The following is a 22,647-nucleotide window of genomic DNA, read 5'->3' as shown; positions in this document are numbered from 1 at the left end:
CACCGCGGCGGGTGGTCAGGACGAGACGTCGGCCGTCGTGAACCTCGCCCACGCCAGGGCGCCGAACACCACGACCCAGCCGGCCTGCACGGCCAGCCCCTGCGCCAGGACGTCCGCGGACGGCACGACGCGCAGCATCTCCGCGAAGTCGAACCAGTGGTGCGTGAGGAGCACCGGGTGGATGACCGCGACCTGCGGCAGCTGGTCCAGCACGCTCGACACGACCGCCACGACGACCGTGGCCGCCATCGCGCCGACCGGCACCTCGGTGAGCGTCGAGAAGAAGAGCCCGACGGCGACCAGCCCCGTCATCGACAGGCCGACGTACGCGACGACGCCCGCGACGCGCAGCACGCCGTCGGCGAGCGGCACGGTCGTCCCCGACAGCAGGGTCAGGTCGGCGACGCCGAACAGCACGGCGCCCGTCACCAGCCCGACGACCGCGATCCCGAGCACGGCCGCAGCCGCGAAGGTCAGGGCGCCCAGTGCCTTGACGGCCAGCAGCCGGCCGCGGCCGACGGGCACGACCAGCAGGTAGCGCAGCGTGCCCGTGGACGCCTCGCCGGCGATCGCGTCCCCCGACGCGATCCCGATGGTCAGCGGCAGCAGGAACGGCGTGCACAGGAAGAGTGACGCGACGACCAGGAACAGGCCGTTGCCCGTGACGCGGGCGACGAACGGCGGCCCCTGTCCTGCCAGGCCCGCGTCCTGCGCGAGGTAGAGGACGGTACCGAGCAGCAGCGGCACCAGGGCCAGGCCGACGAGCAGCACGATGTTGCGCCGTCGTCCCAGGACGAGCGCGAGCTCGGACCGCACGAGACGGGCGGTGGCGCCGCGGTGACGGACGGGGGCGTCGGTGGGGACCTCGGCCGCCTGTCCGGTGTCAACGAGCGACATCGAATCCCTCCCCGGTGAGCTCGACGAAGACCTGCTCGAGCGACGGGCGCCGCACGTCGAACGTGAGGATCCCGACGCCTGCGCGCACGAGCGCACCAGCGATGTCCTGCGGGGCGGGCAGCGTGCTCGGGGAGGCGCCCGGATCCTCGTCGGCGAGCGCGGCGGAGACCGTCACGCCCCCGTCGGCGGCCGCGGGGTCGACGGTCGCGTCCGCGAGCCCCAGGCGTCGCAGCTCTGCGAGGGCGGCGGCGGCGTCCGGCTGGGGCGTGCGCACGACGACGCGGGACCCGCGCCGGGCCGTGAGGTGGTCACGGGTGCCCTGCAGCAGCAGCCGTCCGCCGCCCATGATCCCGATGTGCGTGCAGACCTGCTCGATCTCGGCGAGCAGGTGCGAGGACACGAGCACCGTGGTGCCGGCGTCGGCGAGCTCGCGCACGAGGTGCCGGACCTCGCGGGTGCCCTGCGGGTCCAGGCCGTTGGTCGGCTCGTCGAGCACCAGCAGGTCCCGTGGTCGCAGGAGCGCGGCCGCGAGACCGAGTCGCTGCTTCATGCCCAGCGAGTACTGCCGGTAGCGCTTGTCCGCCGCGGCACCGAGGCCCACGCGCTCGAGCGCGGCGTCGGCCCGCGCGCGGGCGGTGCGCGGGTCGGTCGACGCGTCGACCGCGTCGAGGCGTGCGAGGTTCGCCCGCCCTGAGAGGTACGGCTGGAACGCCGGGCCCTCGACCAGGGCACCCACGCGTGGCAGGACCCGCGCCGCGGCCTGCGGCATGGGTGCTCCCAGGAGGTGCACCTGCCCGGCGGTCGGCGCCACCAGCCCCAGCAGCATGCGGATCGTGGTGGTCTTGCCCGACCCGTTGGGCCCGAGGAACCCGTAGACGGCGCCCCGTGGCACGACCAGGTCGATGCCGTCGACCGCGACCTGGCCCGTGCGGAACCGCTTGGTCAGGCTGTGCGTGCGGACCGCGTCGTCGCTCACGGCACCAGCCTGCGCCACGGCGGGCGCCGGTGCGGGGACGGCCACCGTGGTGGCCGCCCCCCGAACCGTGGTCACGCCCCGGCCGCCGCGCGCAGCGCGTCCACCGGGACGGCGCCGACGAGCACCCGGCCGTCGTCGAGCACCAGGACCGACAGGAGCGTCGAGGACAGCGCGCGTCCGCCCTCGACGGGCGTGGTCAGCTGGTCGTAGAGGGCCACCGTGTCGAGATCCACGGCCGGCCCGTCACCCTCGGGTGCAAACTCCTCGTACAGCTCCTGCGCACCGGCCGAGCCGAGCTGCTTGTCGACCTGGGGCAGCCCGGAGACGGCGCCCGGGTCACCGGCCACGAGCGCCGCGACGTCGACGTCCGTCAGCTCGACGATCGTGTCCCACCCGGAGCCGGTGACCTTCGTGCCCTCCGGCAGCGGCGCGTCGGCCGGGTCCGCCGGAAGGGACGTCGGCAGGTCGTCCGGTGCCAGCCCCGCGAGCGCCGCGTCGTCGGGCAGCGGCAGGACGACCTCCCGGACGCTGGCCCCCGGGGGGGCGGAGAAGGTGAGGACCGCGTCGTCGGGTGCCGCGAAGGTCACGTCGGTGAAGCCGAGCTCCAGCGCCGGTGTCGCGGCGTCGTCGCTGCCCCACACCTGCACGCGCAGCGGGGACCACGTCCGGGCGTCGACGGCCACGACGATGCGCCCGACCAGCGTGGTGCTGCTCCGGGGGGTCACGACCACCTGGTACGCGTCACGGCCCGCGACGGTGGTCGCCGCGTCCACGCTCACGGTCGCGTCGCGCTGGGCGCGCTCGAGGGCGTCGCGTCCGAGCTCGTCGGGGGTCGGCAGGTCGGCAGGCGGCTGGGCCGTGGCCCTCATCTGCTCGGCGCGCGCGGCGTCGGCCGGCGAGAGCGCGTAGTGCACGACCTCGTCGTCCGACGACGAGTACGTCCACGCCTGCGTGCCGTCCGCCACGACCGAGTACTCCGAGGCGGTCCCCAGCAGCGAGACGCGCGAGCGCTGCCCACCGTCGGACCACACCCGCAGCGTGGTCGAGCCGCCGAGCAGGCTGACCGGGTCAGCACCCGCGACCTGGGTCATCGACAGGTCGGGCAGCCCCAGGCGCGCCGTGTGCACGACCGTCCCCGACAGCGCCTGCGGCTCGGACTCCAGCACCCGGGTCAGCAGCTCCTCGGGCGTGAGCTCCTCCAGGGTGGCCGTGCCCGCCGACGCGAGCAACGGAGGAGCCGCGAACGCCGCGGCGACTGCCACCACGGCGGCGGCGGGGACGGCCCAGGCGGCGCGGATCCGCGACCTGGCGGGGGAGACGGGGGTGGTGTCCATGGCTCCACCGTGCACCCCGCGGCCTGAGCGGACCCTGAGAGCGCGGGCGACCGCGGGCCGCGTGCCGTGGCGCGACGGGTGGGATGCTGCCGGGGTGCGCGTGCTCGTGGTCGACGACGAGGTCGGGCTCGTGCGCGCCCTGCGCCGCGGGCTGACGGCCGAGGGGTTCGCGGTCGACGCCGCGCACGACGGCGACACGGGCCTGGCCATGGCGGTCGACGGCGAGTACGACGTGCTGGTCGTCGACGTGATGCTGCCGCGGCGCAACGGGTACGACGTCGTCACCGCGCTGCGGGCGCGGGACGTGTGGACGCCCGTGCTCATGCTGTCCGCGAAGGACGGCGAGCACGACGTCGCGGACGGGCTCGACGTCGGCGCCGACGACTACCTCACCAAGCCGTTCTCGTTCGTCGTGCTCGTCGCCCGGCTGCGGGCGCTCGTGCGCCGCCCCGTCGCCCCGCGCCCCGCCGTCCTGCAGGTCGGCGACCTGACGCTCGACCCGTCGTCCCGCGCGGTCACGCGTGCCGGCCGGCCGGTCGACCTGACGGTGCGGGAGACCGCGCTCCTGGAGTACCTGCTGCGTCACGCCGGGCGGGTCGTCGGCAAGATCGAGCTGCTGGACCACGTCTTCGACACCGGTGGTGAGGACCCCAACGTCGTCGAGGTGTACGTCGGCTACCTGCGCCGCAAGCTGGGGCGCGACGCCGTCACCACGGTGCGCGGCGCGGGGTACCGGGTGGGCGACGCGTGAGTGGGCCGCACCACGCCGTGCCACGGCCGGCGCGCGGCCTGTCGCTGCGCGCGCGCCTCACGCTCGTCGCGACCCTCGCGGTCGCGGTCGTGCTCGTCGCCGGCGCGCTGGCGCTGTCCGCCGCGCTGGGCACCGCACGGACCGCCGCCCTCGACGACGTCGTCCGCGACCGCTCGGCGACGCTCGCGGCGCTGGTCGCCGACGACCGGGTCCCCGACGCCCTGCCCGTGGTCCAGCCCGGCGAGGTGGCGCAGCTGCTCGACGCGGACGGGGGAGTGCTGGCGACGTCGGCGACCGCGACCCGCACGCTGCCGGTGGTGGACGCCACGACGCTCGCGGACTGGCGCGCACGTGCCGGGGACGAGCCGCTGGTGCTGGGCACCGACGCGAGCGCCTACGACGACGTCGCGCGGGCTGCGGTCCGCGCCGTCACCTACCGCGACGCGCCCGCGACGCTCGTGACGACCGTCCCCGCCACCGACGTGCAGGCCGTGCTGCGTGCGCTGCGGATCGCGCTGCTGCTCGTCGTCCCGGTGCTCACCGCCGGGTTCGGCATCGTGCTCTGGACCGTCCTGGGCCGGGCGCTCGCACCCGTCGAGCAGCTGCGTGCGGCCGCCGCCGAGGTCGCGCGCGCAGGCGGCCCGGGGTCGTTGCCGGTGCCGGTGGCCGACGACGAGCTGGGCGCGCTCGCGCGCACGCTCAACGCGATGCTCGACCGGCTGGAGGTCGCCGCCGCGCGCCAGCGCACCTTCGTCGCGGACGCCGCGCACGAGCTGCGCTCGCCCGTCGCCGCCACCCGGGCCGCGGTCGAGGTCGCCGCGGCCCACCCTGACGCCTACCCCGTCGCGGACCTCGTCGCCGACCTCGCACCGCAGGTCGCCCGCATGCAGACGCTCGTCGACGACCTGCTGGTGCTCGCGCGCGTGGGCTCCTGGGACGTGGCTGCGGGTCCGGTGGACCTCGCGGCGGTCGTCGCGGACGCCGTGGCTGCCGTCGCGCCCGACGCCACGGCGCGCGGGGTGCGTGTCGCCGTCAGCGGCGAGGCGACGGGCACCGGAACCCCCGAGGCGGTCGGCCGCGTCGTGCGCAACCTGGTCGCGAACGCCGTGCGGCACGCGCGCTCGACCGTCGAGGTCCGGGTGGAGGCCGGGGGCGGCGAGGGTGCGGCGCGTGCGCGGGTGGTCGTCGACGACGACGGGCGTGGCGTGGCCACCGCCGACCGCGAGCGCGTGTTCGAGCGGTTCGTGCGGTTGGACGAGGCACGCGAGCGCGACACGGGCGGGGCCGGGCTCGGACTGGCGATCGCCCGTGAGGTCGCGCGCGAGCTCGGCGGTGACGTGCACCTCGACGCCGCGCCGGCGGGCGGTGCGCGAGCCGTGCTGGAGCTCCCGGCGGCCTGACCGCGTGCGGCGGCCGCGGGGCGCACCCGAGGGTGCACCCCGCGCGGGCCGGCGCGTCACGTGCGACGATCCGGTGGCGCGCCCACCGGGGTCGCGCGCGACGGGGAGGGTCATGCCGCTGCCGGTCCGAGGTCCACGCACGCCCGAGGGGACGACGGTTCACGACCACCGGATCGACGGCTTCACGCTGCGCGCCTGGACGGTCGCCGATCGCTCGCCCGACCCGCGCGCCGAGAACGGCCGGGAGGTCGTGCTCGTGCACGGCCTCGGGGCGTCGTCCGCCTGCTTCGAGCACCTCGCGCAGCACCTCGCGCACACCGGCACGGTCCACATGCTCGACCTGCCGGGCTTCGCGCGGGTGCCTCGCCCCGCCGAGCGCCTCGAGGTCGAGGACCTGGCGCACCTCGTCGCGCAGTGGACCGAGCGGGTCGGACTGCTGCGGCCAACCCTGCTGGGTCACTCCATGGGTGCGCAGGTCGTGACCGAGGTCGTCGCGTCCGCGCCCGGGACGTTCTCGGGCCTGGTGCTCGTCGGCCCGACGACCGACGCGGGTGGGCGCTCGGCGCCGCGTCAGATGCTGCGGCTCGCGCGCAGCTCGGTCCACGACTCCCTGGAGCTGCAGAGGGTGCTGCTGCGCTCCTACGCCGAGTGCGGGCCGCGCTGGTACGTCAGGGAGATGGGTGCCATGCTGCGCCACCGCATCGAGGAGCGGCTGCCGGAGGTCGACGTGCCAGTGCTGCTCGTGCGCGGCGAGAAGGACCACGTCGCGCCTGCCGACTGGGCGGAGCTGCTGGCCACCACCGCACCCCGGGGCCGCGTCGTCACCGTCCCCGGTGCCGGGCACGCCGTGATGTACGACCACGCCCGCGAGGTGAGCGACCTGGTCCGGGAGCACGTGGGGTGAGGGGTGTGGTGGCGCGCAGGGTCGAGCAGGGCGTGGCCTGGGCACGCGACTACGCCTGGATCGTCGGCGCCCAGGCGCGCGCGACGCTCCGCCCGCCGCCCGTCGACGCGCTGGCGACCGGCGACCGGGTGCCCGTGGTCCTGCTGCCGGGGATCTACGAGACGTGGCCCGTGATGAGCGGGCCGGCGCGGGTGCTGCACACGGCGGGGCACCCCGTGCACGCGATCCCCGCACTCGGGCTCAACCGGCGCGGGCTGGAGGAGTCGGCGCGCCTCGCCGTCGCGCGGCTCGAGGAGCTCGGGCTCGGGCGCGTGGTCCTGGTCGCGCACTCGAAGGGCGGGCTGATCGGCAAGCTGGTGCTGGCCGACCCCGTGGTGGGACCGGACGTCGCGGGGCTCGTCGCCGTCAACACGCCGTTCGCCGGGTCGGTGTACGCGCGCTGGTTCCCCGCGCGGCCCGTGCGCGCGCTGTCGCCGCTGGACCCGCACGTGCTGGCACTGGCCCGTGAGGTCGCGACGCACGCGCGGATCTGGTCGGTGTTCGCGCGGTTCGACCCCCACGTGCCGGGGGGCAGCGAGCTGCGGGGAGCCGTGAACGTCCGGCTGCCCCTCGACGGGCACTTCCGCCCGCTCGACGACCCGCGGCTGCACGCCGTCGTGCTCGACGCGGTCACACAGCTCGCGGCCGCCGGTCAGAGGCCCGCAGGCTCCTGACCGACGGCCGCGCGAGTCGTCAGTGGTGCGCGGCGACGGGGGCGCCCGCAGGGGCGGGGCGCACGGCGAACGCAGCGCCGATCGCCGGGAGCGTGAGCACGGCCCCGACCAGGAACGCCGCCCGCACCCCGCCGGCGGTCGCGACCACCTCGGACGCACCCCCCGCGGCCAGGCCCGCGGCGGTGGCGGACAGCACCGTGACGAACACCGCAGTCCCCGCGGCGCCGGCCACCTGCTGGACCGTCCCGATGACGGCGGACCCGTGCGAGTACTGCTCCGGGGAGACCGACCCGAGGGCCGAGGTGAACAACGGCGTGAAGACGAGCGCCAGGCCGGCCGACATCGTCAGGTGCGCGCCGACCAGCAGCCACGGCGAGCTGCCGGCGCCGAGCAGCATTGCCATGCCCCAGGTGGCCGCGCTCACCAGCACGGTGCCCGGGACCAGCAGGGGGCGTGGCCCGACCCGGTCGTACGCGCGCCCGACGGCGGGTGCCAGCAGGCCCATGAGCAGACCGCCGGGCAGCAGCATCAGACCCGTGCGCAGGGTGTCGACCCCCAGCACGTCCTGCGCGTAGATCGGCAGCATGATGATGACGCCGAAGAGCGCCATCATCATCACGGCCATGAGTGCCACACCCACGGCGAAGGTGCGGGACCGGAACGTGCGCAGGTCCAGCAGCGCGTCGTCGGTGCGCTGCAGCCGGACCTGCCGCGCGACGAAGAGCGTCAGGCCGGCGGCCCCCGCCAGCAGCGCGCCGAGCGTGACCGTCTCGAGACCGCCGTTCGCCGCCTCACCGATGCGGGACATGCCGAAGACGAGCCCGCCGAATGCGACGGCGGACAGCATCACCGACACGACGTCGACGCGCGCGTGCCGGGGCTCGGTGACGTCCGGCAGCCGCAGCGCGCCCAGCACGAGCGCGCCGAGGGCGATCGGCAGGACCAGGCCGAACATCCAGCGCCAGTCGAGCACCGACAGGATCAGCCCGGAGATCGTCGGCCCCAGCGCCGGTGCGACGGAGATGACGATGGAGATGTTGCCCATCGTCCGTCCGCGCGATGCGGGAGGCGTCACGGTCATCACGGTCGTCATGAGGAGCGGCAGCATGACGGCGGTGCCGGTGGCCTGCACGACGCGCCCGGCCAGCAGCACCTCGAACCCCGGGGACAGCGCGCACACGAGGGTGCCCAGCGAGAACAGCCCCATGGCGGTGAGGAATGCGCCGCGGGTGGTCGTGCGCTGCAGGAAGAAGCCCGTGACGGGGATGACGACGGCCATCGTCAGCAGGAAGGCCGTGGTCAGCCACTGGGCGGTGCTCGCGGTGATCGCGAGGTCGTCCATGAGCCGCGGGAGCGCGACGCCCATGATCGTCTCGTTGAGGATCACGACGAACGTGGAGACCAGCAGGAGCGTGACGGCGAGCCGGTCGCGCGCCGACATGGTCGCCGGCGCGTCGGGGGCGTCGGAGGCCGGGTCCACCACGGCGGTGGGGGGAGCGGTGCGGTCGGTCACGTGATCGCCTGTCGTTGTCGCCCACGGGCGGTGGGCACGGGTCTGGTGCGGGCCGGACGGGGGTCGGGGTGCGCGAGCGCGCCCCGACAGTCTGTGACGCCAACCCACGGAGGGTCGACGCAATTCCGTCCAGCCCTGCAGACCGGTCCGACGACGCGAACTCGTCGGGTCGTCGGACCGCGCGGTCAGACGGCCGCGAGGGCGGCGTCGAGCAGGCCCAGGACCACGGTCGCCGAGCGCTCGGCGGCGTCGTCGACGTGCGCGTTGAAGTCGACGCCCGCGATCGGTCCGCACAGGTCGGAGATGCCGCGCACGGAGAGGAACGGCACACCCGCCAGGTGCGCCGTGTGCGCCAGTGCGGTCGACTCCATGTCGCACGCCAGCGCGTCGGGGAACGACTCACGCAGGCCCACGACCCGCTCGGCGTCGACGAACACGTCGCTCGACACGATCGTGCCGGTGTGCACGGTCAGCCCGCCGGCGTCGACGGCCGCCGCCGCCGCCAGCAGGGCGGGGTCGGCGTCGAACCGCTCGGGCATGCCGGGCACCTGGCCCAGCGCGTACCCGAAGACCCGCGCGTCGGCCGCGCCGTGGACGGTCGTCGCGCCGACGACCACGTCGCCGACCCGCACGTCGAGCCCCATGCCGCCGGCCGAGCCCGCGCTCAGCACGATGCGCGCGCCCGACCCGTGCAGCGCGAGCGTCGCGGCGGAGGCGGCGTTGACGATGCCGATGCCGCAGGTCACGAGCAGGACGCGCGCACCGCCCATCTCGAGCACGCGGCGTCGCGCACCCGCCACCTCGATCTCGTCACCGACCGCGGACGCCCGGTCGAGGAACGGTGACGCCTCGACACCCATCGCCGTGACGACGACGGCGTCGACGCGCACGCCGGGGGCGGCGGACAGCTCGCCGGGGAGGCTCACGCGGTCACCGAGCCCCACTCGTCGCGGGCCGCGAGGAACGTGCGTGCGACGTCCTGCGCACCGGCGAGGGTGTGGTTCGCGCCCCAGCCGCACTGCACCTCGTTGGCCGCCGGCACCTCGTCCGCGCCGAGGATGTCGGTCAGGGTGGCGGCCACGAGGTCCGCGACCTGCTCCGTCGTCCAGCGGCCCTCGAGCATGAGGTAGAAGCCCGTCTGGCAGCCCATGGGGGAGAAGTCCAGGACGCGGTCCGAGTGGTTGCGCGAGTGCTCGGCGAACAGGTGCTCCAGGGAGTGCACGGCGTCCATCTCGAGGTGCCCGACGTTCGGCTGCGTGAACCGCACGTCGAACTTGGAGATGACGTCCCCGTGCGGGAGCTCCTTGAGGTCCGCGAGCCGGATGTACGGCGCGACGACGGTCCGGTGGTCAAGGTTGAACGACTCGACGTTCATGCGCGGTGTGTCCACCGGACAAGTGTGCGGCACGCGGCGCTCCCGGGTGCGTACGTCCGTAGGTCGGGCGCCCGGTCCGCCGCTCAGCGGGCGCGCAGCTCGACGAGCACGCGCGGCAGCTCGGTGAGCAGCTCGCGCGCGAGGTAGCCGTGCGGGCCGACCGCCGCGGCGAGCCGGTCACCGGCCACACCGTGCACCTCGACGCCGAAGCACGCCGCCCGTGCGGGGCTCGCGCCACGCGCGAGCAGCCCGCCGACCGCGCCGGCCAGCACGTCGCCGCTGCCGGACGTCCCGAGGCCCGAGTACCCGGTCGACGACCGCCAGCGCCGTCCGTGCGGCTCGGCCACGACGCCCGCGCACACGACGACCACGCCGAACTCGTCGGCGATCCGCGCGGCGAGCGGGACCTCGGCGTCGTCGTGCCCCTCGTCGCCGGTGTGCGCGTCGTCGTCCAGCAGGTGGCCGGCCTCGGTCGTGTTGGGGGTGAGCACCGCCCGCCCGCGCAGCGCCTCGCGCACGTCGGGAGCGTCGCGCAGCACACCGAGGGCGAACGCGTCGAGCACCAGCGGCGTCGTGCGCGTCACCCCCGCGACGACGGCGCGCAGCAGGGCCAGCGTCCCCGCGGGCGCGTCCAGCCCGGGGCCCACCACGACGACGTCGGCACGCTCGAGCTCGGCACCCAGCCCGTCGCCGGGCCCCGTGACGGAGCCGTCGGCGTCCTCCGGCAGCCCGACCACACCCGCCTCGGGCGTCGCGACCGCGAGCGGTCCGGCGACGGAGGCGGCCACGCCCAGTGTCAGGCGTCCGGCACCCACGCGCAGGGCCGCGAGGCCGGCGAGCAGGACGGCACCGGGCGTCGAGCGCGCCCCCCCGAGCACGAGCACGCCGCCGCGCGCGTCCTTGCCGCCCGTCGGCTCGGGCAGCGGGTGCTCGCGCAGCAGCGCGGGGCTGAGCACCGCGGTGCGCGGCTGGTCGTCAGCCACCGGTGTCACCCGTCCCCTCGTGCTCGGTGATCGGTGCGTCGAGCTCGGCGAGGTGGGACACGTCGTCGAACACGGCCGGCAGCCACGCGTCGTCGACGCGGTCGAGGCGCGTGACCGACGCGTTGCGGACGCTGCGCTCGCGCACGATCGTCATGAGCTCGTCCTCGGTGAGCTCCTCCAGCACGTAGCGCAGCAGCATGACGACCGCGTCGTGCGAGACGACGAGGACCCGACGCCCGGCCTCGCGGCGCTGCACGTCGTCGAGCGCCGCGCGCAGCCGCAGCGCGACGTCCGCCCACGACTCGCCGCCGGGCGGGCGGTGGTACATCTTGCCGAGGTGGCGGCGGCGCTCGGCCTCCTGGGGGTACCGCTCCTGGACGCCGCGCCACGTCAGCCGGTCGAGGATCCCGAGCTCGCGGTCGCGCAAGCGCTCGTCGAGGTGCACTGGCAGGTCGAGCCCGGCGGCCTCCAGGGCGATCCCTCCGGTCTGCCGTGCCCGGACGTAGGGCGAGCACCACACGACCTCGGGGCGATCGGACGGCGGCAGCTGTGCGAGCCAGGCACCGAGCGCCCGGGCCTGGTCCTCGCCGCGCGGCGACAGCGGGGTGTCGGCGTCGCGGGTCGCCACGTCGACGACCAGCGCGGCCTCGCGCTCGGCGCGGGTCGCCGCGACGTTGCCGACGCTCTCGCCGTGGCGCACGAGCACGAGGCTCGTCGGCAGGGCGCGTGCCGTCACCGGCGGCCGCGCTCCTCGAGTGCCGGCAGGATCGTCGTCGGGACGGCGAACGCCAGGGAGAACGCCACGATCCCGGCGGACACGAGCCACGGCCCCGTCGTCGAGTCGCCGTCGAAGCCCAGGGTCAGCAGCACGAACGACCCCACGAACAGCAGCAGGCACAGCACGCCGGTCGCGGCACGCGAGGGAGCCTCCGGGGCGGCGTCGGTGGTGTCCGTGATGTGGTCGTGTGCCATGAGTCCTCCTGCGTCGTGACGGTGTCCGCCGCCAGTATCGCCTCGCGGCGGGGGGCGGGCACGTCGGTCCACGACGTGGCCGCGGCCTCAGCGCAGGGGCAGCGCGCGCGGAGCCCGCGGGCCGTACGTGGGCAGCTGCCCGCGGTGCGTCACCTCAAGGAGCACGAGCACGCGCTGGCGGTGCCCCTGCCACGGCGCGAGCAGGTGGAGCATGCCCGCGTCGTCGGCGCGTCGGCCGGTCAGTGCCCACCCGACGAGGTGCGGCAGGTGGGCGTCGCCGACCTGCACGGCGTCGGGGTCGCCCAGGGCCCGCGCGGTCACCTCGGCCGTCGTCCACGGCCCGATGCCCCGCACGGTGCGCAGCCGGCGCGCGAGCTCGGCGGGCGGGAGGTCGGCCCGGAGCGCGTGCGCGACGGCCGCGGCCCGGCGCACGGTGTCCGAGCGCTGGGCGTCGACACCCGCGCTGCGCCACTCCCACACCGGCAACGCGCCCCAGACCCGCGGCGGCGGCGCGACGCGCAGCCCCTCGGGTGCCGGACCGGGCGCCGGCGTGCCGTGCCGGAGCACGAGACGCCGCCACGACGCCTTGGCGTCGAGGCCGACCACCCGCTGCTCGAGCACCGCGGTCACGACCGCCGACCACACGTCGCCCCCGCGTCCCAGGCGCAGGCCCGCGTGGGTGCGGTGCGCGCGCGCCACGACGGGGTGCAGGTGGGCCGCGAAGCCCGTGGGGTCGTCGAGCACGCCGAGCAGGCCGGGCGCGTCACGGAGCAGGGCCTGCGCGCCCGGCCCCCACGCGTCGGCGCGCACACCGCCGGGCACGGGCGCCACGCGCAGCGTCGCGACGTCGTCACCGCGCCGCGCCGCGTGCCACACGGCGTCGTGCGACCACGACCACGTCGGGTCGCCGGCACCGCGCCGCAGGCGCGCGAGCGCGCCGCGCACGTCGAGCCCGGGCGCGCAGGCGACCACGACGTGCGCGTCACCGGTCGGGGCAGCGGTCACGGCACCAGGATGCACCCGCGCGGGCGGGGCCCGGGCCGTCCCGCGGTCGTGCGCGGATCGTGCACGCGTCGGGGTGCGCGGGGACGGCGCGCGCGGCACACTGCGCCGATGGACGCGTTCCTGGGCCCCGCGAGCGGTCGCCTCGTCGTGCTCCGCGACGCCGCGGTGCTGCGGGTCGTGCTCGGCGGCGCGGTCGACCTCGTGGTGCGCGAGCGCGACACGCCCGCGCTGTGGGAGGCGCTCGACGACCCGCAGGTGCGGGCCGTGGAGGTCGATGCGGGTGCCGTGACGTTCCTCGACTCGAGCGGCCTGTCGGTGCTGGTGCGCCTGGCGCGCGACGCCGCCGAGCGCGGGCTCCCGCTGCGTCTGGTCGCGCTCAGCCCGCGCGTCGACTACCTGCTGGAGCAGACCGGCGTCGGCGAGTGGATGGCCGCGATCGGTCGCTGACCCGCTCAGTGCCCGCGCAGCTGCTCGATCGCGCGCCGGTCACGCTTGGTCGGACGGCCCGCACCGCGGTCCCGCTGCCCGGCGACCGCGACCTGCGTGCGCGGCGGCGGGACGGGGGAGCGATCGAGGTAGGACGCCTGCGCGACCTCGGCCGAGACGCGCTTGACGAGCAGGCGCTGCACGACGACCAGCCGCTCGCGCGCACCGCCGCGCACCTGCACCTCGTCTCCGGGGACCACCTGGGTCGCCGGCTTGGCGCGCTCACCGTTGACGCGCACGTGCCCCGCGCGGCACGCCGCACCGGCGGCCGACCTGGTGGGGAAGAGGCGGACGGACCACGTCCAGGCGTCGACCCGCACCCGACCCTGCGGCTCGGCCACCGCGCACCTCCGTCCCGGGACTCCTGCGTGCTGGTCCCGGACGTCAGCCTGCCACGCCGCGCGAGCCGACGGGTCGCACGACGAGACGCAGCGCCGCGTGGCGGACCGGGACTCGGTGGGAGTCCTCACCGACGTCGTCAGCCCACCACCCCCGTCCGGTACGCCCACACCACCGCCTGCACGCGGTCGCGCAGGTCGAGCTTGGTGAGGATGCGCGAGACGTAGGTCTTCACGGTCTCGTGGCTGAGGACGAGGGTGGCGGCGATCTCGGCGTTCGACAGGCCGTCGGCGACGAGGCGCAGCACGTCGAGCTCGCGAGGGGTGAGCGGGGACGCGTCGGGGTCGACGGGGGGTGGGGCCACGCGGCTGGCGTAGCGGCCGACGAGGCGGCGGGTCACCTCGGGGGCGAGGAGCGCGTCCCCGGCGGCGACCGCGCGGATGCCGTCGAGCAGGCGGGCCGGGGGAGCATCCTTGAGGAGGAAGCCGCTCGCGCCGGCGCGCAACGCCTCGTAGACGTACTCGTCGAGGTCGAACGTCGTGACGACGAGCACCTTGACCGGGTCGGCGGCGCCCGCACCGGCGAGCAGCCGGGTTGCCTCGATGCCGTCGAGGACGGGCATCCGGACGTCCATGACGACGACGTCCGGGCGCAGTCGGGCGGCCAGCGCGACGGCGGTCCGCCCGTCGCCGCACTCGCCGACGACCTCGAGGTCGGGCTGGGCGTCGATGATCGTGGTGAAACCGGTGCGGATGAGCGCCTGGTCGTCGCACACGAGCACGCGGGTCGTCATGACGCACCGTCGACCGGGATGCGGGCGTGCACGTCGAACCCGTCGGGGCGCGGCTCGGCGCGCAGCTCGCCGCCGAGCATCGCGACCCGCTCGCGCAGGCCGACCAGCCCTCGGCCCGACCCGGGTGCGGGCGGGGTGGTGGCCGGACCCTCGGTGCTCACGTGCACGCTGATCTCCTCGTGGTCGTGCCGGACGCGGACCGCCGTGGCGCTGCCGTGCGCGTGCTTGAGCGCGTTGGTCAGCGCCTCCTGGACCACCCGGTAGACGGTGAGCTCGGCGCCGCTCGGCGTGGGTGACGGCACCCCCTCCTCGACGTACTCGACCGGCTGCCCGGCACGGCGGGTGCGTTCGACGAGGTCGAGGACGTCACCGACGGCCGGTGTGCGCTGGTCCGGGCCGTGGCCGGGGTCGAGGACGTCGAGGAGGTGCCGCAGGTCCGCGACCGCCTTGCGCCCGGTGTCGGCGACGGCCTCGAGGGTGCGGTCGAGGCCCTCGGGGTCGGACGTCCGGTACCGGGCGGCCTCGGTCTGCACGACCATGGCCGTCACGTGGTGGGTGACGACGTCGTGCAGCTCGCGTGCCAGCCGGGTGCGCTCGGCGGTGCGGGTGCGCTCGGCGACCTGCTGCCGCCGCCCGGCCTCGACGGACCGGGTGTGTCGCAGCCACGCACCCGCGGCCCACGCGGCCGACACGAGCAGGTAGAACGTCACGTAGCCGACTGCTTCCTCCGTGCCTCCACGCGCGTCGAGCGCGACTGCCAGCGCGACGTACGCCACCGTGAGACCGACCACGGTCGCGCGCCGGTGGCGTTCGACGTGTGCGCCCCCGCTGATCAGCGCGATCGCCAGCGCGGCGCCGGCGAACGTGTGGTAGCCGCGGAGCTGGTCGAGCGCGAACCCGACGGAGACCAGCGCGAGGCACGCGACCGGCCACCGGCGGCGGACCGCCAGTGGCAGGCACTGCAGCGCGATGACCACCGCGCCCCAGCCGTCGAGCGCCCGGTCCGGGAGCTCCCCGAGCCGGGTGCCCTGCGCATCGAGCGCCGGGACGTACGACGCACCGAGGAGCAGCAGGGCAGGGGGGAGCTCCCGGCCCGTGGCGGCCAGGCGGCGCCACACGTCCTGCAGGCGCGCGTTCACGCCGACAAGGTAGCGACAGGAGCCGCGTCCTCCGTGCGTCGACGCGCCGCCCGGCGCATCGGCACCACGTGCCCACGCCGGTACGCCACCACCATGAGGACGACGGTGAGCGCCGCTCCGGAGAGGACCGCCACGAGGCTTGCCTCCGGGCCGAACGCGCCGCCGGCGAGGAGCACCGGCCCCGAGGTCACGCCCTCGAGCAGGCCCCGGGCGTCGAGGTTGCCGCTCACCACGGTGCCGAAGATGCCCGACGCGGCGAAGTTCCAGCCCATGTGGATCCCGATGGGCAGCCACAGCGAGCGTGTCGCGACGAACGCCGCGCCGAGCATGAGACCGGCCTCGACCGCGATGGCGAACGCGCCCCAGGCCGTCGCGGCGGGATTGAGCAGGTGCATCGCACCGAACAGCGCCCCGGTGACGGCCAGCGCGACCCAGGTGCCCGCCCAGGACTCGAGGTGCCGCTGGATCAGGCCGCGGAACAGCACCTCCTCGGTGGCGGACGCTGCGGCCGCGAGCCCCAGCAGCCCGGCGGCCGCCGTCACCGAGCCCCACGACTCGATGCGGTACCCGCCGAACGCCGCGATGACGGCGATGACGGCGACGAACATGAGCACGCCGACGCCGGTGCCACGTGCCAGCGAGCGACCGGCACCCTTGAGCGCGACCTCGGCGGGTGCGCGACGCTCGGTGCGTCGCACGACCCACCTGTAGGCGGCCACGGCGAGCACCGCGGCGAGGACGCCGGCGATGAGCTGCACCACCCCCGGGCCGGGGACGGAGGTGACGGTGAGGCCCCCGGCCATCCAGACGGCGACGACGACGACGAACTGTCCGACGATGTGCATGACGGTCCTTCCACGGGTGCGCACGGCCTCGTGGCCGTGTTCCTCGAGGTTAGGAAGCGGGGGGTGCCCGGCGGGTCCCCGCCCGGCGGACACCTGCAGGTCCCTCGCTCGGGGGACAGGGGGTGTCCGACCCCCACCCGCCCCTGCGGCTCGGCCACCGCGCACCGCCGTCCCAGGACCTCGGCGTGCTGGTCCCCGGACGTCGGCCCGCCACGCGGCGTGAGGCGACGGGTTGCACGACGAAACGCTTCGACGGTCCCCTCGTGCCTGTCGCGGACACCACGCTCGACCGCGGGTGCCCCTGAGGTGCCCGCCCGCAGCCCTCGGTGCGCGGGTCCCGTCGTCGTCGAAGGAGCCGGTCGCATGACCCACCATCCGCTGCGCCGCACCGGTGCGGTGCTGCTCGGCCTCGTCCTGCTCGTCCTGGCCGGCGCACTGGCCACCGCACCGGGCGCCGTCGCCGCCGACCCTGTGCGCGTCATGGCGCTCGGCGACTCGATCACCGGGTCGCCCGGCTGCTGGCGCGCGCTGCTGCACCGTGACCTGACTGCCGCGGGACACCAGGTCGACATGGTCGGCACGCTGCCGGCGCAAGGCTGCGGCATCGCCCACGACGGCGACAACGAGGGCCACGGCGGCGCCCTGGTCACCCACGTCGCGGCGTCCGGTGAGGCGGCGGCGTGGTTCGCGGCGACGCGCCCCCAGGTCGTCCTCATGCACTTCGCGACGAACGACGTGTGGAGCAACCGCAGCAACGCCCAGATCCTCGACGCGTGGACGACGCTCGTGCGGCAGCTGCGCGCGGTCGACCCGCACGTGGTCGTCGTGGTCGCGCAGATCATCCCCGTCGCGCCGCCGACGTGCGCGCAGTGTCCCGCGCGCACGTCGTCGTTCAACGCCGCGGTGCCCGCCTGGGCCACGGCGACCTCCACGGCCGCGTCGCCGGTCCTCGTCGTCGACCACGCGACGGGCTGGGACCCCGCGCGGGACACCTCCGACGGTGTGCACCCGAACGATGCGGGCACCGCGCGCATGGCAGCGACGTGGTTGCCCGCCGCACAGCGGGCGCTCGCGCTCGTCGGAGGTGCGACGCCGACGGTCAGCCCGACGCCCGCGGTGTCCGCGACGCCGACCGCCTCGCCGACGCCGACCGCCTCGCCGACGCCGACCGTCTCGCCGACGCCGACCTCCACGCCCACGGTCTCGCCCGGCGGCGCGTCGTGCACGGCCGCGTACACGGTCGCGAGCCAGTGGCCGGGTGGGTTCGTCGCGAGCGTGCGGGTCACGAGCGGGCCTACGCTCCTCACCGGCTGGACGGTGCGGGTCGACCTGCCCGGCGGTCAGGTCGCGCACGCGTGGAGCAGCACCGTGTCCGGCGCGGGCCCGGTGACGTTCACGCCGGCGGCGTGGAACGGCACGCTCGGCGCCGGCGCGTCGACCGAGCTCGGCTTCCAGGGCACCGGTAGCCCGACCCCCGGGGCGGTCACCTGCACGGCCCGCTGACCGCCCGGACGCACCGCGACCCGCGGACCGGTCGGCTCACCGTCGCCGGTGGGCCACCCGGTCCGCGGGTCGTCGTCGGGTGTCAGCCCCGCAGCTCGAGGTACTTCTCGATGAGCGCGCGGGTCGAGGGGTCCTGCGCGGCGAGGGCCGCGGCGTCGCCCTGCACGGCCGGCGCGATCTCCATCGCGAGCTTCTTGCCCAGCTCGACGCCCCACTGGTCGAACGAGTCGATGCCCCACACCACGCCCTGCGCGAACGTGATGTGCTCGTACAGCGCGATGAGCTGCCCCACGACCGACGGGGTGAGCGCGGGCGCGAGGATCGACGTGGTCGGCCGGTTCCCCGAGAAGACGCGCGCGGGGACGATCTCCTCGGGCGTGCCCTCGGCGCGGACCTCGTCGGCGGTCTTGCCGAACGCGAGCGCCTTGGTCTGGGCGAAGAAGTTGGCGAGGAACAGCGCGTGCACGTCCGTGTCGCCGTCGCGCAGCGGGTAGGCGGGGTTCGCCATGGCGATGAAGTCCGCCGGGATCAGCCGCGTGCCCTGGTGGATGAGCTGGTAGAACGCGTGCTGGCCGTTCGTGCCGGGCTCGCCCCAGTACACCTCGCCGGTCTGCGTCGTGACGGGCGTGCCGTCCCAGTGCACCGACTTGCCGTTCGACTCCATGGTCAGCTGCTGCAGGTACGCGGGGAAGCGGTGGAGCAGCTGGGCGTACGGCAGCACCGCGTGGGTGTGCGCACCGAGGAAGTTGACGTACCAGATGTTGAGCAGCCCCATGAGGAAGGGCACGTTCTGCGCGACGGGCGTGGTGCGCGCGTGCTCGTCGACCGCGTGGAAGCCGTCGAGCAGCTCACCGAACGCGTCGGGGCCGATCGCGATCGCCAGGGACGTGCCGATCGCGGAGTCCACCGAGTAGCGCCCGCCGACCCAGTCCCAGAAGCCGAACGCGTTGGCGGGGTCGATGCCGAAGTCGGCGACCTTGTCCAGCGCGGTCGACACCGCGACGAAGTGCTGCGCGACGGCGCCGCGACGGGCCTCGTCGGTGTCGGCGATGTGCCCGCCGGCGACCAGCGCGTCCCACAGCCACTGCCGTGCGAGGCGCGCGTTGGTGAGGGTCTCGAGGGTCGTGAACGTCTTGGACGCGACGATGAACAGCGTCGTCGTCGGGTCGAGGTCCTGGGTCTTCTGCGCGAGGTCGGTCGGGTCGATGTTGGAGACGAACCGCACCTCGAGCTCGGGGGCGACGTACGGCTCGAGCGCCTCGTACACCATGACCGGGCCGAGGTCGGACCCGCCGATGCCGATGTTGACGACCGTGCGCACGGCCTCGCCGGTGACACCCGTCCACTCGCCCGAGCGCACCTTCTCGGCGAACTCGGCGACCTCGCCCAGCACGGCCTGCACGTCGTCGTCGACGTGCTGACCGTCGACCACGAGCGGCGGCTCGGCGTCGGCGGGACGGCGCAGCGCGGTGTGCAGCACCGCGCGGTCCTCGGTGACGTTGATGTGATCACCGCGCAGCATCGCCTCGAAGCGGTCGGTGAGGTGCACCTCGTCGGCGAGGCGCGCCAGCAGCCCCAGGGTCTCGTCCGTGACGAGGTTCTTCGACAGGTCGACCGTCAGGTCCGCGACCTGCAGCGTCAGGCGCTGCGCACGGTCCGGGTCGTCGGCGAACCAGCCGCGCAGGTCGGGGCGCAGCGTGCTCTCGTGCTCGGAGAGGGCCTGCCAGGCGCTCGTGGTCGTCGGGTCGATGGGCGGCGTGGGCACGTGGGCTCTCCTGGTCTCGACGAGCGGGGCCCGGCGGGTTCCCCCGTCCACCGTAGGGCCGCCGGGGCGGTCCCCGCACGGGACGTCCGGCGGCGGGGACGGATACCGTGTGCGGCATGCCTCGTCTGCCCGTCGCCCTCGTCGCCGCGGTGGGTCTCGTCGCCGCGTTCGCGCTCGCGCAGGGCACGGGCGTGCGGTGGCTCGGCGGCGTGCTCCTGCTCGTCACCGTCGTGGCGTGCCTGGTGCTGGCCGTGCCGCGGGTCGGCTGGTGGCGTCCGCTCGCCGTGGCGGCCGTGGGCCTCGGCGCGTTCGTCCTGTCGCACGTCGCAGCCGACGTGCTGGGCGCGTGGCCGGCCGTGCTGACGGCCGCGGCCGTGCTCGGTGCGACGGGCTGGTGGCTCGTCGACCGGGCACGGCCGCGGGTCCTCGCGGACCGCTGACGCGTCATCGGTAGGTGATGCTCGACGTGCTGTAGCCGCACGCGCTGCTCGGGCCCGACCCGACCTTGGTCGGCTCCCCGGACGTGACGCCCCGGTACTCCTCGCAGATGACGATCTTGCGCGACGAGTCGTTGAGGATCGTCACGCCGGAGATCGTCGCGCGGTCCCCGAGGTTCGGGTTGATCCCGACGAGCGCCTTGCCGGGCGCGGTGACCTGGATGTTGGAGACCTGCACCGTCCGGGCGTGCTGCGTGGAGCAGTTGCCGCACGACCGGTAGAGCTTGCCGAAGTCGGAGACCTGGAAGTTCTTGATGACGAAGGTGCCTGGGCCGTTGTGCTGGAACACCTTGTCCGACGCGGAGCGGGCGCCGCCGCCGTCGACCGTCATGGTCTGCGAGGACGACGAGCCCTTGAAGGTCGCGGCGTCCTCGCCGACGTCCTCCCACCAGACGTTCTGCACGGTGCAGGTGCCCTTGCAGTGGATGCCGTCACCGGCGCCGGTGCCGATGATGACGTTCTTGATGGTCGCGCCGTCCGCCAGCTCGAACATCGCGGGCTGGCCCTCGTCCTGCCCGCCCGAGGAGATGCCGTAGTACCGCACGAGCCGGCCGTCGAGCGTGCCGGTGACCTTGATGGTCGAGGACACCTGCTGCTGCCCGGTGGCCGACGGCCACGACACGTTGCCCGTGGGCGGGGGAGTCGTGGGGGAGGTCGTGGGGGAGGTCGTGGGCGTGCCGCCGCCCGACCCGACCCGCACGAGCTGCCACTGCTGGTTGTACTGGTTGTTGTCGGTGAGCTGGGTGACCGTCGCGCCGTCGGCGGTGGAGCGGTCGGTGACCGTGACGGCCTTCCCGGAGTGCCGGTTGAGCAGCCGGACGTACGCGCCGCTCGCCGAGTCGGAGAGCCTGAACTGCTGGTTGGTGCCGTTGAGGTCGGTGTACTGGCGGAACTGGCCGCCGTCGGCCGTCGACCACTCCCACAGGTCGAGGACCTTGCCCGAGTGCCGGGACCTCAGCCGGTAGTACCCGGAGCCGGAGTCCACGAACTGCCACTGCTGCCAGCTGCCGTCGTTGCGCGGCCACTGCTGGATGACGGCGCCGTCGGCCGTGGAGGTGTCCCTGACGTCCATCACCTTGCCGCTCTGGCGGTTGACGAGGACGTACCAGGCGTTCGTGTCGACGCTCGCGGCGGTGGCGCTCAGGGCCGTGGCGAGGCCGAGGGTGCCGCCCAGGGCGAGCGCGAGGGCGGCGGCGAGCAGGACGCGGAACGAGCGTCGGGCCGCCGGTGGTCTGCGGGACATGTCTGCCTCTCGTAGGTGAAGCGCTTGCGCGCCACCCAAGCACGGCAAGCGTTTCGGGTGAAGCCCCCGAACCAGGATGAAACGCTTCGCTGTGAACGATCACATGGCGGGGCGTCGGCCGAGGTCGCGTGCGCGGGGAGGCGGGGCTGCGAGGATGCGCGCATGCCCGCTCCGCTCGTCTGCTGCGGCCTGACGACCCTCGACGTCACGCAGACGGTCGACCGCCTGCCCGCCGCCGACGAGAAGGTCGTCGCCGACGGCCTCGACGTGACCTTCGGCGGTCCGGCCGCCAACGCGGCGGCCGTGGCTGTCGGCCTCGGCGTGCCGACCACGCTCGTCACCGTCCTGGGCACCGGTCCGTTGGCCGACGTCGCGCGCGCCGGCCTGGCCGCCGCGGGGGTCGCCGTCGTCGACCTCGCACCCGACGCACCCGACGTCCTGCCCGTGTCGACCGTGCTCGTGACGCGCGCGACGGGCCAGCGCGCCGTGGTGTCGGTGAACGGCGCTCGCACGCCCCGGCTGCCCGCGCCCGCGGTGGACCTGCTGACGGACGCCCGTGCGCTGCTCGTCGACGGGCACCACCCCGGGGCTGCGATCGCGCTCGCGCGCGCCGCCCGCGCGGCGGGTGTCCCGGTCCTCCTCGACGGCGGCAGCTGGAAGCCGACGACCGCCGACCTGCTCACGGTGGTCGACCTCGCCGTCCTGTCGGGCGACTTCCGGCTGCCGGTGCCGGAGCCGCGCGACGCTCGGGGGCCCGGCGGCGCGCTCGACGACGAGGCCGTGGACGCGCTGCTCGACGCCGTCGCGGCGTACGGGCCGTCGTTCGTCGCGCGCAGCGCGGGCGCCGGACCGGTCCGGGTCCGCCACGCGCGGCCCGACGGGGTCGTCACGAGGTCCGTCCTGCGCCCTCCTGCCGTCCCGCGCGGTGCCGTCGTGGACACCCTGGGTGCCGGCGACGTGCTGCACGGCGCGATGGCCGCGGCGCTCGCCAAGGGCGAGGGGCCGTCGGACGCCCTGGCCGAGGGGGTGCGTCGGGCGACCGCCTCCGTGCGGCACGCGGGCGCGCGGGGGTGGCTGGACGCGTCGCGCGACCGGTCCTGAGGTGCCGCCCGCGGCGCACGTCACCGGTGGGTGACGTGCCTCGTACGGACGTGTGACGCGCCGGTCACGATGTGATCACGGTCACGTCGGGCCGTTGACGTGGATTTGTAAGG

The 22,647-nt window shown here is 75.3% G+C and carries 24 protein-coding genes; 8 read left to right on the top strand and 16 right to left on the bottom strand.

Annotation, left to right across the window (positions count from 1 at the left end; all coding sequences use genetic code 11):
- Nucleotides 1-15: 15 nt before the first annotated feature.
- From IR158_RS08390 to IR158_RS08380, 3 genes are all read right to left on the bottom strand, one after another.
- Complete coding sequence (locus IR158_RS08390; RefSeq protein ID WP_291811937.1) at nt 16-897, bottom strand: ABC transporter permease; 882 nt, start codon at nt 895-897, stop codon at nt 16-18.
- Complete coding sequence (locus tag IR158_RS08385; protein WP_291811935.1) at nt 884-1,873, bottom strand: ABC transporter ATP-binding protein; 990 nt, start codon at nt 1,871-1,873, stop codon at nt 884-886. The genes IR158_RS08390 and IR158_RS08385 overlap by 14 nt, the downstream gene beginning before the upstream one ends.
- Nucleotides 1,874-1,944: 71 nt before the next feature.
- Nucleotides 1,945-3,207, bottom strand: coding sequence for a hypothetical protein (locus tag IR158_RS08380; protein WP_291811933.1), 1,263 nt, complete (start codon nt 3,205-3,207; stop codon nt 1,945-1,947).
- A gap of 94 nt (nt 3,208-3,301) precedes the next feature.
- Here IR158_RS08380 and IR158_RS08375 point away from each other — a divergent pair, with 94 nt between their 5' ends.
- The 4 genes from IR158_RS08375 to IR158_RS08360 all read left to right on the top strand — a co-directional run bounded on the left by IR158_RS08375 (nt 3,302) and on the right by IR158_RS08360 (nt 6,975).
- A complete protein-coding gene (locus IR158_RS08375; protein ID WP_291811932.1) occupies nt 3,302-3,958 on the top strand; it encodes a response regulator transcription factor in 657 nt (218 codons plus the stop codon).
- On the top strand, nt 3,955-5,358 hold the full coding sequence (locus IR158_RS08370; RefSeq protein ID WP_291811929.1) for a HAMP domain-containing sensor histidine kinase: 1,404 nt from the start codon (nt 3,955-3,957) through the stop codon (nt 5,356-5,358). Before IR158_RS08375 ends, IR158_RS08370 begins: the two co-directional genes overlap by 4 nt.
- A 112-nt stretch (nt 5,359-5,470) precedes the next feature.
- Nucleotides 5,471-6,262, top strand: coding sequence for an alpha/beta hydrolase (locus tag IR158_RS08365; protein WP_291811926.1), 792 nt, complete (start codon nt 5,471-5,473; stop codon nt 6,260-6,262).
- A gap of 5 nt (nt 6,263-6,267) precedes the next feature.
- On the top strand, nt 6,268-6,975 hold the full coding sequence (locus IR158_RS08360; RefSeq protein WP_291811923.1) for a hypothetical protein: 708 nt from the start codon (nt 6,268-6,270) through the stop codon (nt 6,973-6,975).
- A gap of 19 nt (nt 6,976-6,994) precedes the next feature.
- Here the strand turns inward: IR158_RS08360 and IR158_RS08355 are convergent, their stop codons facing one another.
- From IR158_RS08355 to IR158_RS08325, 7 genes are all read right to left on the bottom strand, one after another.
- Nucleotides 6,995-8,416 carry a DHA2 family efflux MFS transporter permease subunit gene (locus tag IR158_RS08355; protein ID WP_291812154.1) on the bottom strand — a complete coding sequence of 474 codons (1,422 nt, stop codon included), beginning with the start codon at nt 8,414-8,416 and terminating at the stop codon, nt 6,995-6,997.
- A 257-nt stretch (nt 8,417-8,673) separates the two neighbouring features.
- The gene (gene mtnN / locus IR158_RS08350) at nt 8,674-9,414 is read right to left on the bottom strand and encodes a 5'-methylthioadenosine/S-adenosylhomocysteine nucleosidase (RefSeq protein ID WP_291811921.1); all 741 of its coding nucleotides are present in this window, start codon (nt 9,412-9,414) and stop codon (nt 8,674-8,676) included.
- A complete protein-coding gene (locus IR158_RS08345; RefSeq protein WP_291812152.1) occupies nt 9,411-9,863 on the bottom strand; it encodes an S-ribosylhomocysteine lyase in 453 nt (150 codons plus the stop codon). The genes mtnN and IR158_RS08345 overlap by 4 nt, the downstream gene beginning before the upstream one ends.
- An 83-nt stretch (nt 9,864-9,946) precedes the next feature.
- A complete protein-coding gene (locus IR158_RS08340) occupies nt 9,947-10,846 on the bottom strand; it encodes an NAD(P)H-hydrate dehydratase (protein WP_291811919.1) in 900 nt (299 codons plus the stop codon).
- Nucleotides 10,839-11,582, bottom strand: coding sequence for a histidine phosphatase family protein (locus tag IR158_RS08335; RefSeq protein ID WP_291811917.1), 744 nt, complete (start codon nt 11,580-11,582; stop codon nt 10,839-10,841). The genes IR158_RS08340 and IR158_RS08335 overlap by 8 nt, the downstream gene beginning before the upstream one ends.
- A complete protein-coding gene (locus tag IR158_RS08330; protein ID WP_291811914.1) occupies nt 11,579-11,818 on the bottom strand; it encodes a hypothetical protein in 240 nt (79 codons plus the stop codon). The genes IR158_RS08335 and IR158_RS08330 overlap by 4 nt, the downstream gene beginning before the upstream one ends.
- Before the next feature lie 87 nt (nt 11,819-11,905).
- Nucleotides 11,906-12,823 carry a DNA-3-methyladenine glycosylase 2 family protein gene (locus IR158_RS08325; protein ID WP_291811911.1) on the bottom strand — a complete coding sequence of 306 codons (918 nt, stop codon included), beginning with the start codon at nt 12,821-12,823 and terminating at the stop codon, nt 11,906-11,908.
- Between the two features lie 108 nt (nt 12,824-12,931).
- On the opposite strand from IR158_RS08325, the gene IR158_RS08320 reads away from it, so the two are divergent.
- Nucleotides 12,932-13,270: an STAS domain-containing protein gene (locus IR158_RS08320; protein WP_291811909.1), complete on the top strand. Its 339-nt coding sequence runs from the start codon at nt 12,932-12,934 to the stop codon at nt 13,268-13,270.
- Nucleotides 13,271-13,275: 5 nt separating this feature from the next.
- Here the strand turns inward: IR158_RS08320 and IR158_RS08315 are convergent, their stop codons facing one another.
- The 4 genes from IR158_RS08315 to IR158_RS08300 all read right to left on the bottom strand — a co-directional run bounded on the left by IR158_RS08315 (nt 13,276) and on the right by IR158_RS08300 (nt 16,425).
- Nucleotides 13,276-13,650, bottom strand: a complete 375-nt coding sequence (locus tag IR158_RS08315) for an RNA-binding S4 domain-containing protein (protein ID WP_291811907.1) — start codon at nt 13,648-13,650, stop codon at nt 13,276-13,278.
- 137 nt (nt 13,651-13,787) lie between these two features.
- Nucleotides 13,788-14,441, bottom strand: coding sequence for a response regulator transcription factor (locus IR158_RS08310; RefSeq protein WP_291811905.1), 654 nt, complete (start codon nt 14,439-14,441; stop codon nt 13,788-13,790).
- The gene (locus IR158_RS08305; protein WP_291811902.1) at nt 14,438-15,580 is read right to left on the bottom strand and encodes a histidine kinase; all 1,143 of its coding nucleotides are present in this window, start codon (nt 15,578-15,580) and stop codon (nt 14,438-14,440) included. The genes IR158_RS08310 and IR158_RS08305 overlap by 4 nt, the downstream gene beginning before the upstream one ends.
- On the bottom strand, nt 15,577-16,425 hold the full coding sequence (locus IR158_RS08300; protein WP_291811899.1) for a CPBP family intramembrane glutamic endopeptidase: 849 nt from the start codon (nt 16,423-16,425) through the stop codon (nt 15,577-15,579). The genes IR158_RS08305 and IR158_RS08300 overlap by 4 nt, the downstream gene beginning before the upstream one ends.
- 363 nt (nt 16,426-16,788) lie before the next feature.
- Between IR158_RS08300 and IR158_RS08295 the strand changes: the two genes are divergently transcribed.
- Nucleotides 16,789-17,928, top strand: a complete 1,140-nt coding sequence (locus IR158_RS08295; protein WP_291811896.1) for a cellulose binding domain-containing protein — start codon at nt 16,789-16,791, stop codon at nt 17,926-17,928.
- Between the two features lie 82 nt (nt 17,929-18,010).
- On the opposite strand, the gene pgi is transcribed toward IR158_RS08295, so the two are convergent.
- Nucleotides 18,011-19,693, bottom strand: a complete 1,683-nt coding sequence (pgi, locus tag IR158_RS08290) for a glucose-6-phosphate isomerase (protein WP_291811893.1) — start codon at nt 19,691-19,693, stop codon at nt 18,011-18,013.
- A 116-nt stretch (nt 19,694-19,809) separates the two neighbouring features.
- Between pgi and IR158_RS08285 the strand changes: the two genes are divergently transcribed.
- A complete protein-coding gene (locus tag IR158_RS08285; protein ID WP_291811890.1) occupies nt 19,810-20,133 on the top strand; it encodes a hypothetical protein in 324 nt (107 codons plus the stop codon).
- A gap of 4 nt (nt 20,134-20,137) precedes the next feature.
- Here IR158_RS08285 and IR158_RS08280 read toward each other — a convergent pair whose 3' ends face one another.
- The gene (locus IR158_RS08280; protein ID WP_291811888.1) at nt 20,138-21,433 is read right to left on the bottom strand and encodes a pectate lyase; all 1,296 of its coding nucleotides are present in this window, start codon (nt 21,431-21,433) and stop codon (nt 20,138-20,140) included.
- Between the two features lie 162 nt (nt 21,434-21,595).
- Between IR158_RS08280 and IR158_RS08275 the strand changes: the two genes are divergently transcribed.
- Complete coding sequence (locus IR158_RS08275; protein ID WP_291811885.1) at nt 21,596-22,534, top strand: PfkB family carbohydrate kinase; 939 nt, start codon at nt 21,596-21,598, stop codon at nt 22,532-22,534.
- Nucleotides 22,535-22,647: the final 113 nt, after the last annotated feature.

It is taken from the genome of Cellulomonas sp., from assembly GCF_015234515.1.
Lineage (GTDB): Bacteria > Actinomycetota > Actinomycetes > Actinomycetales > Cellulomonadaceae > Cellulomonas.
This window is presented reverse-complemented; position numbering and strand designations above follow the sequence as displayed.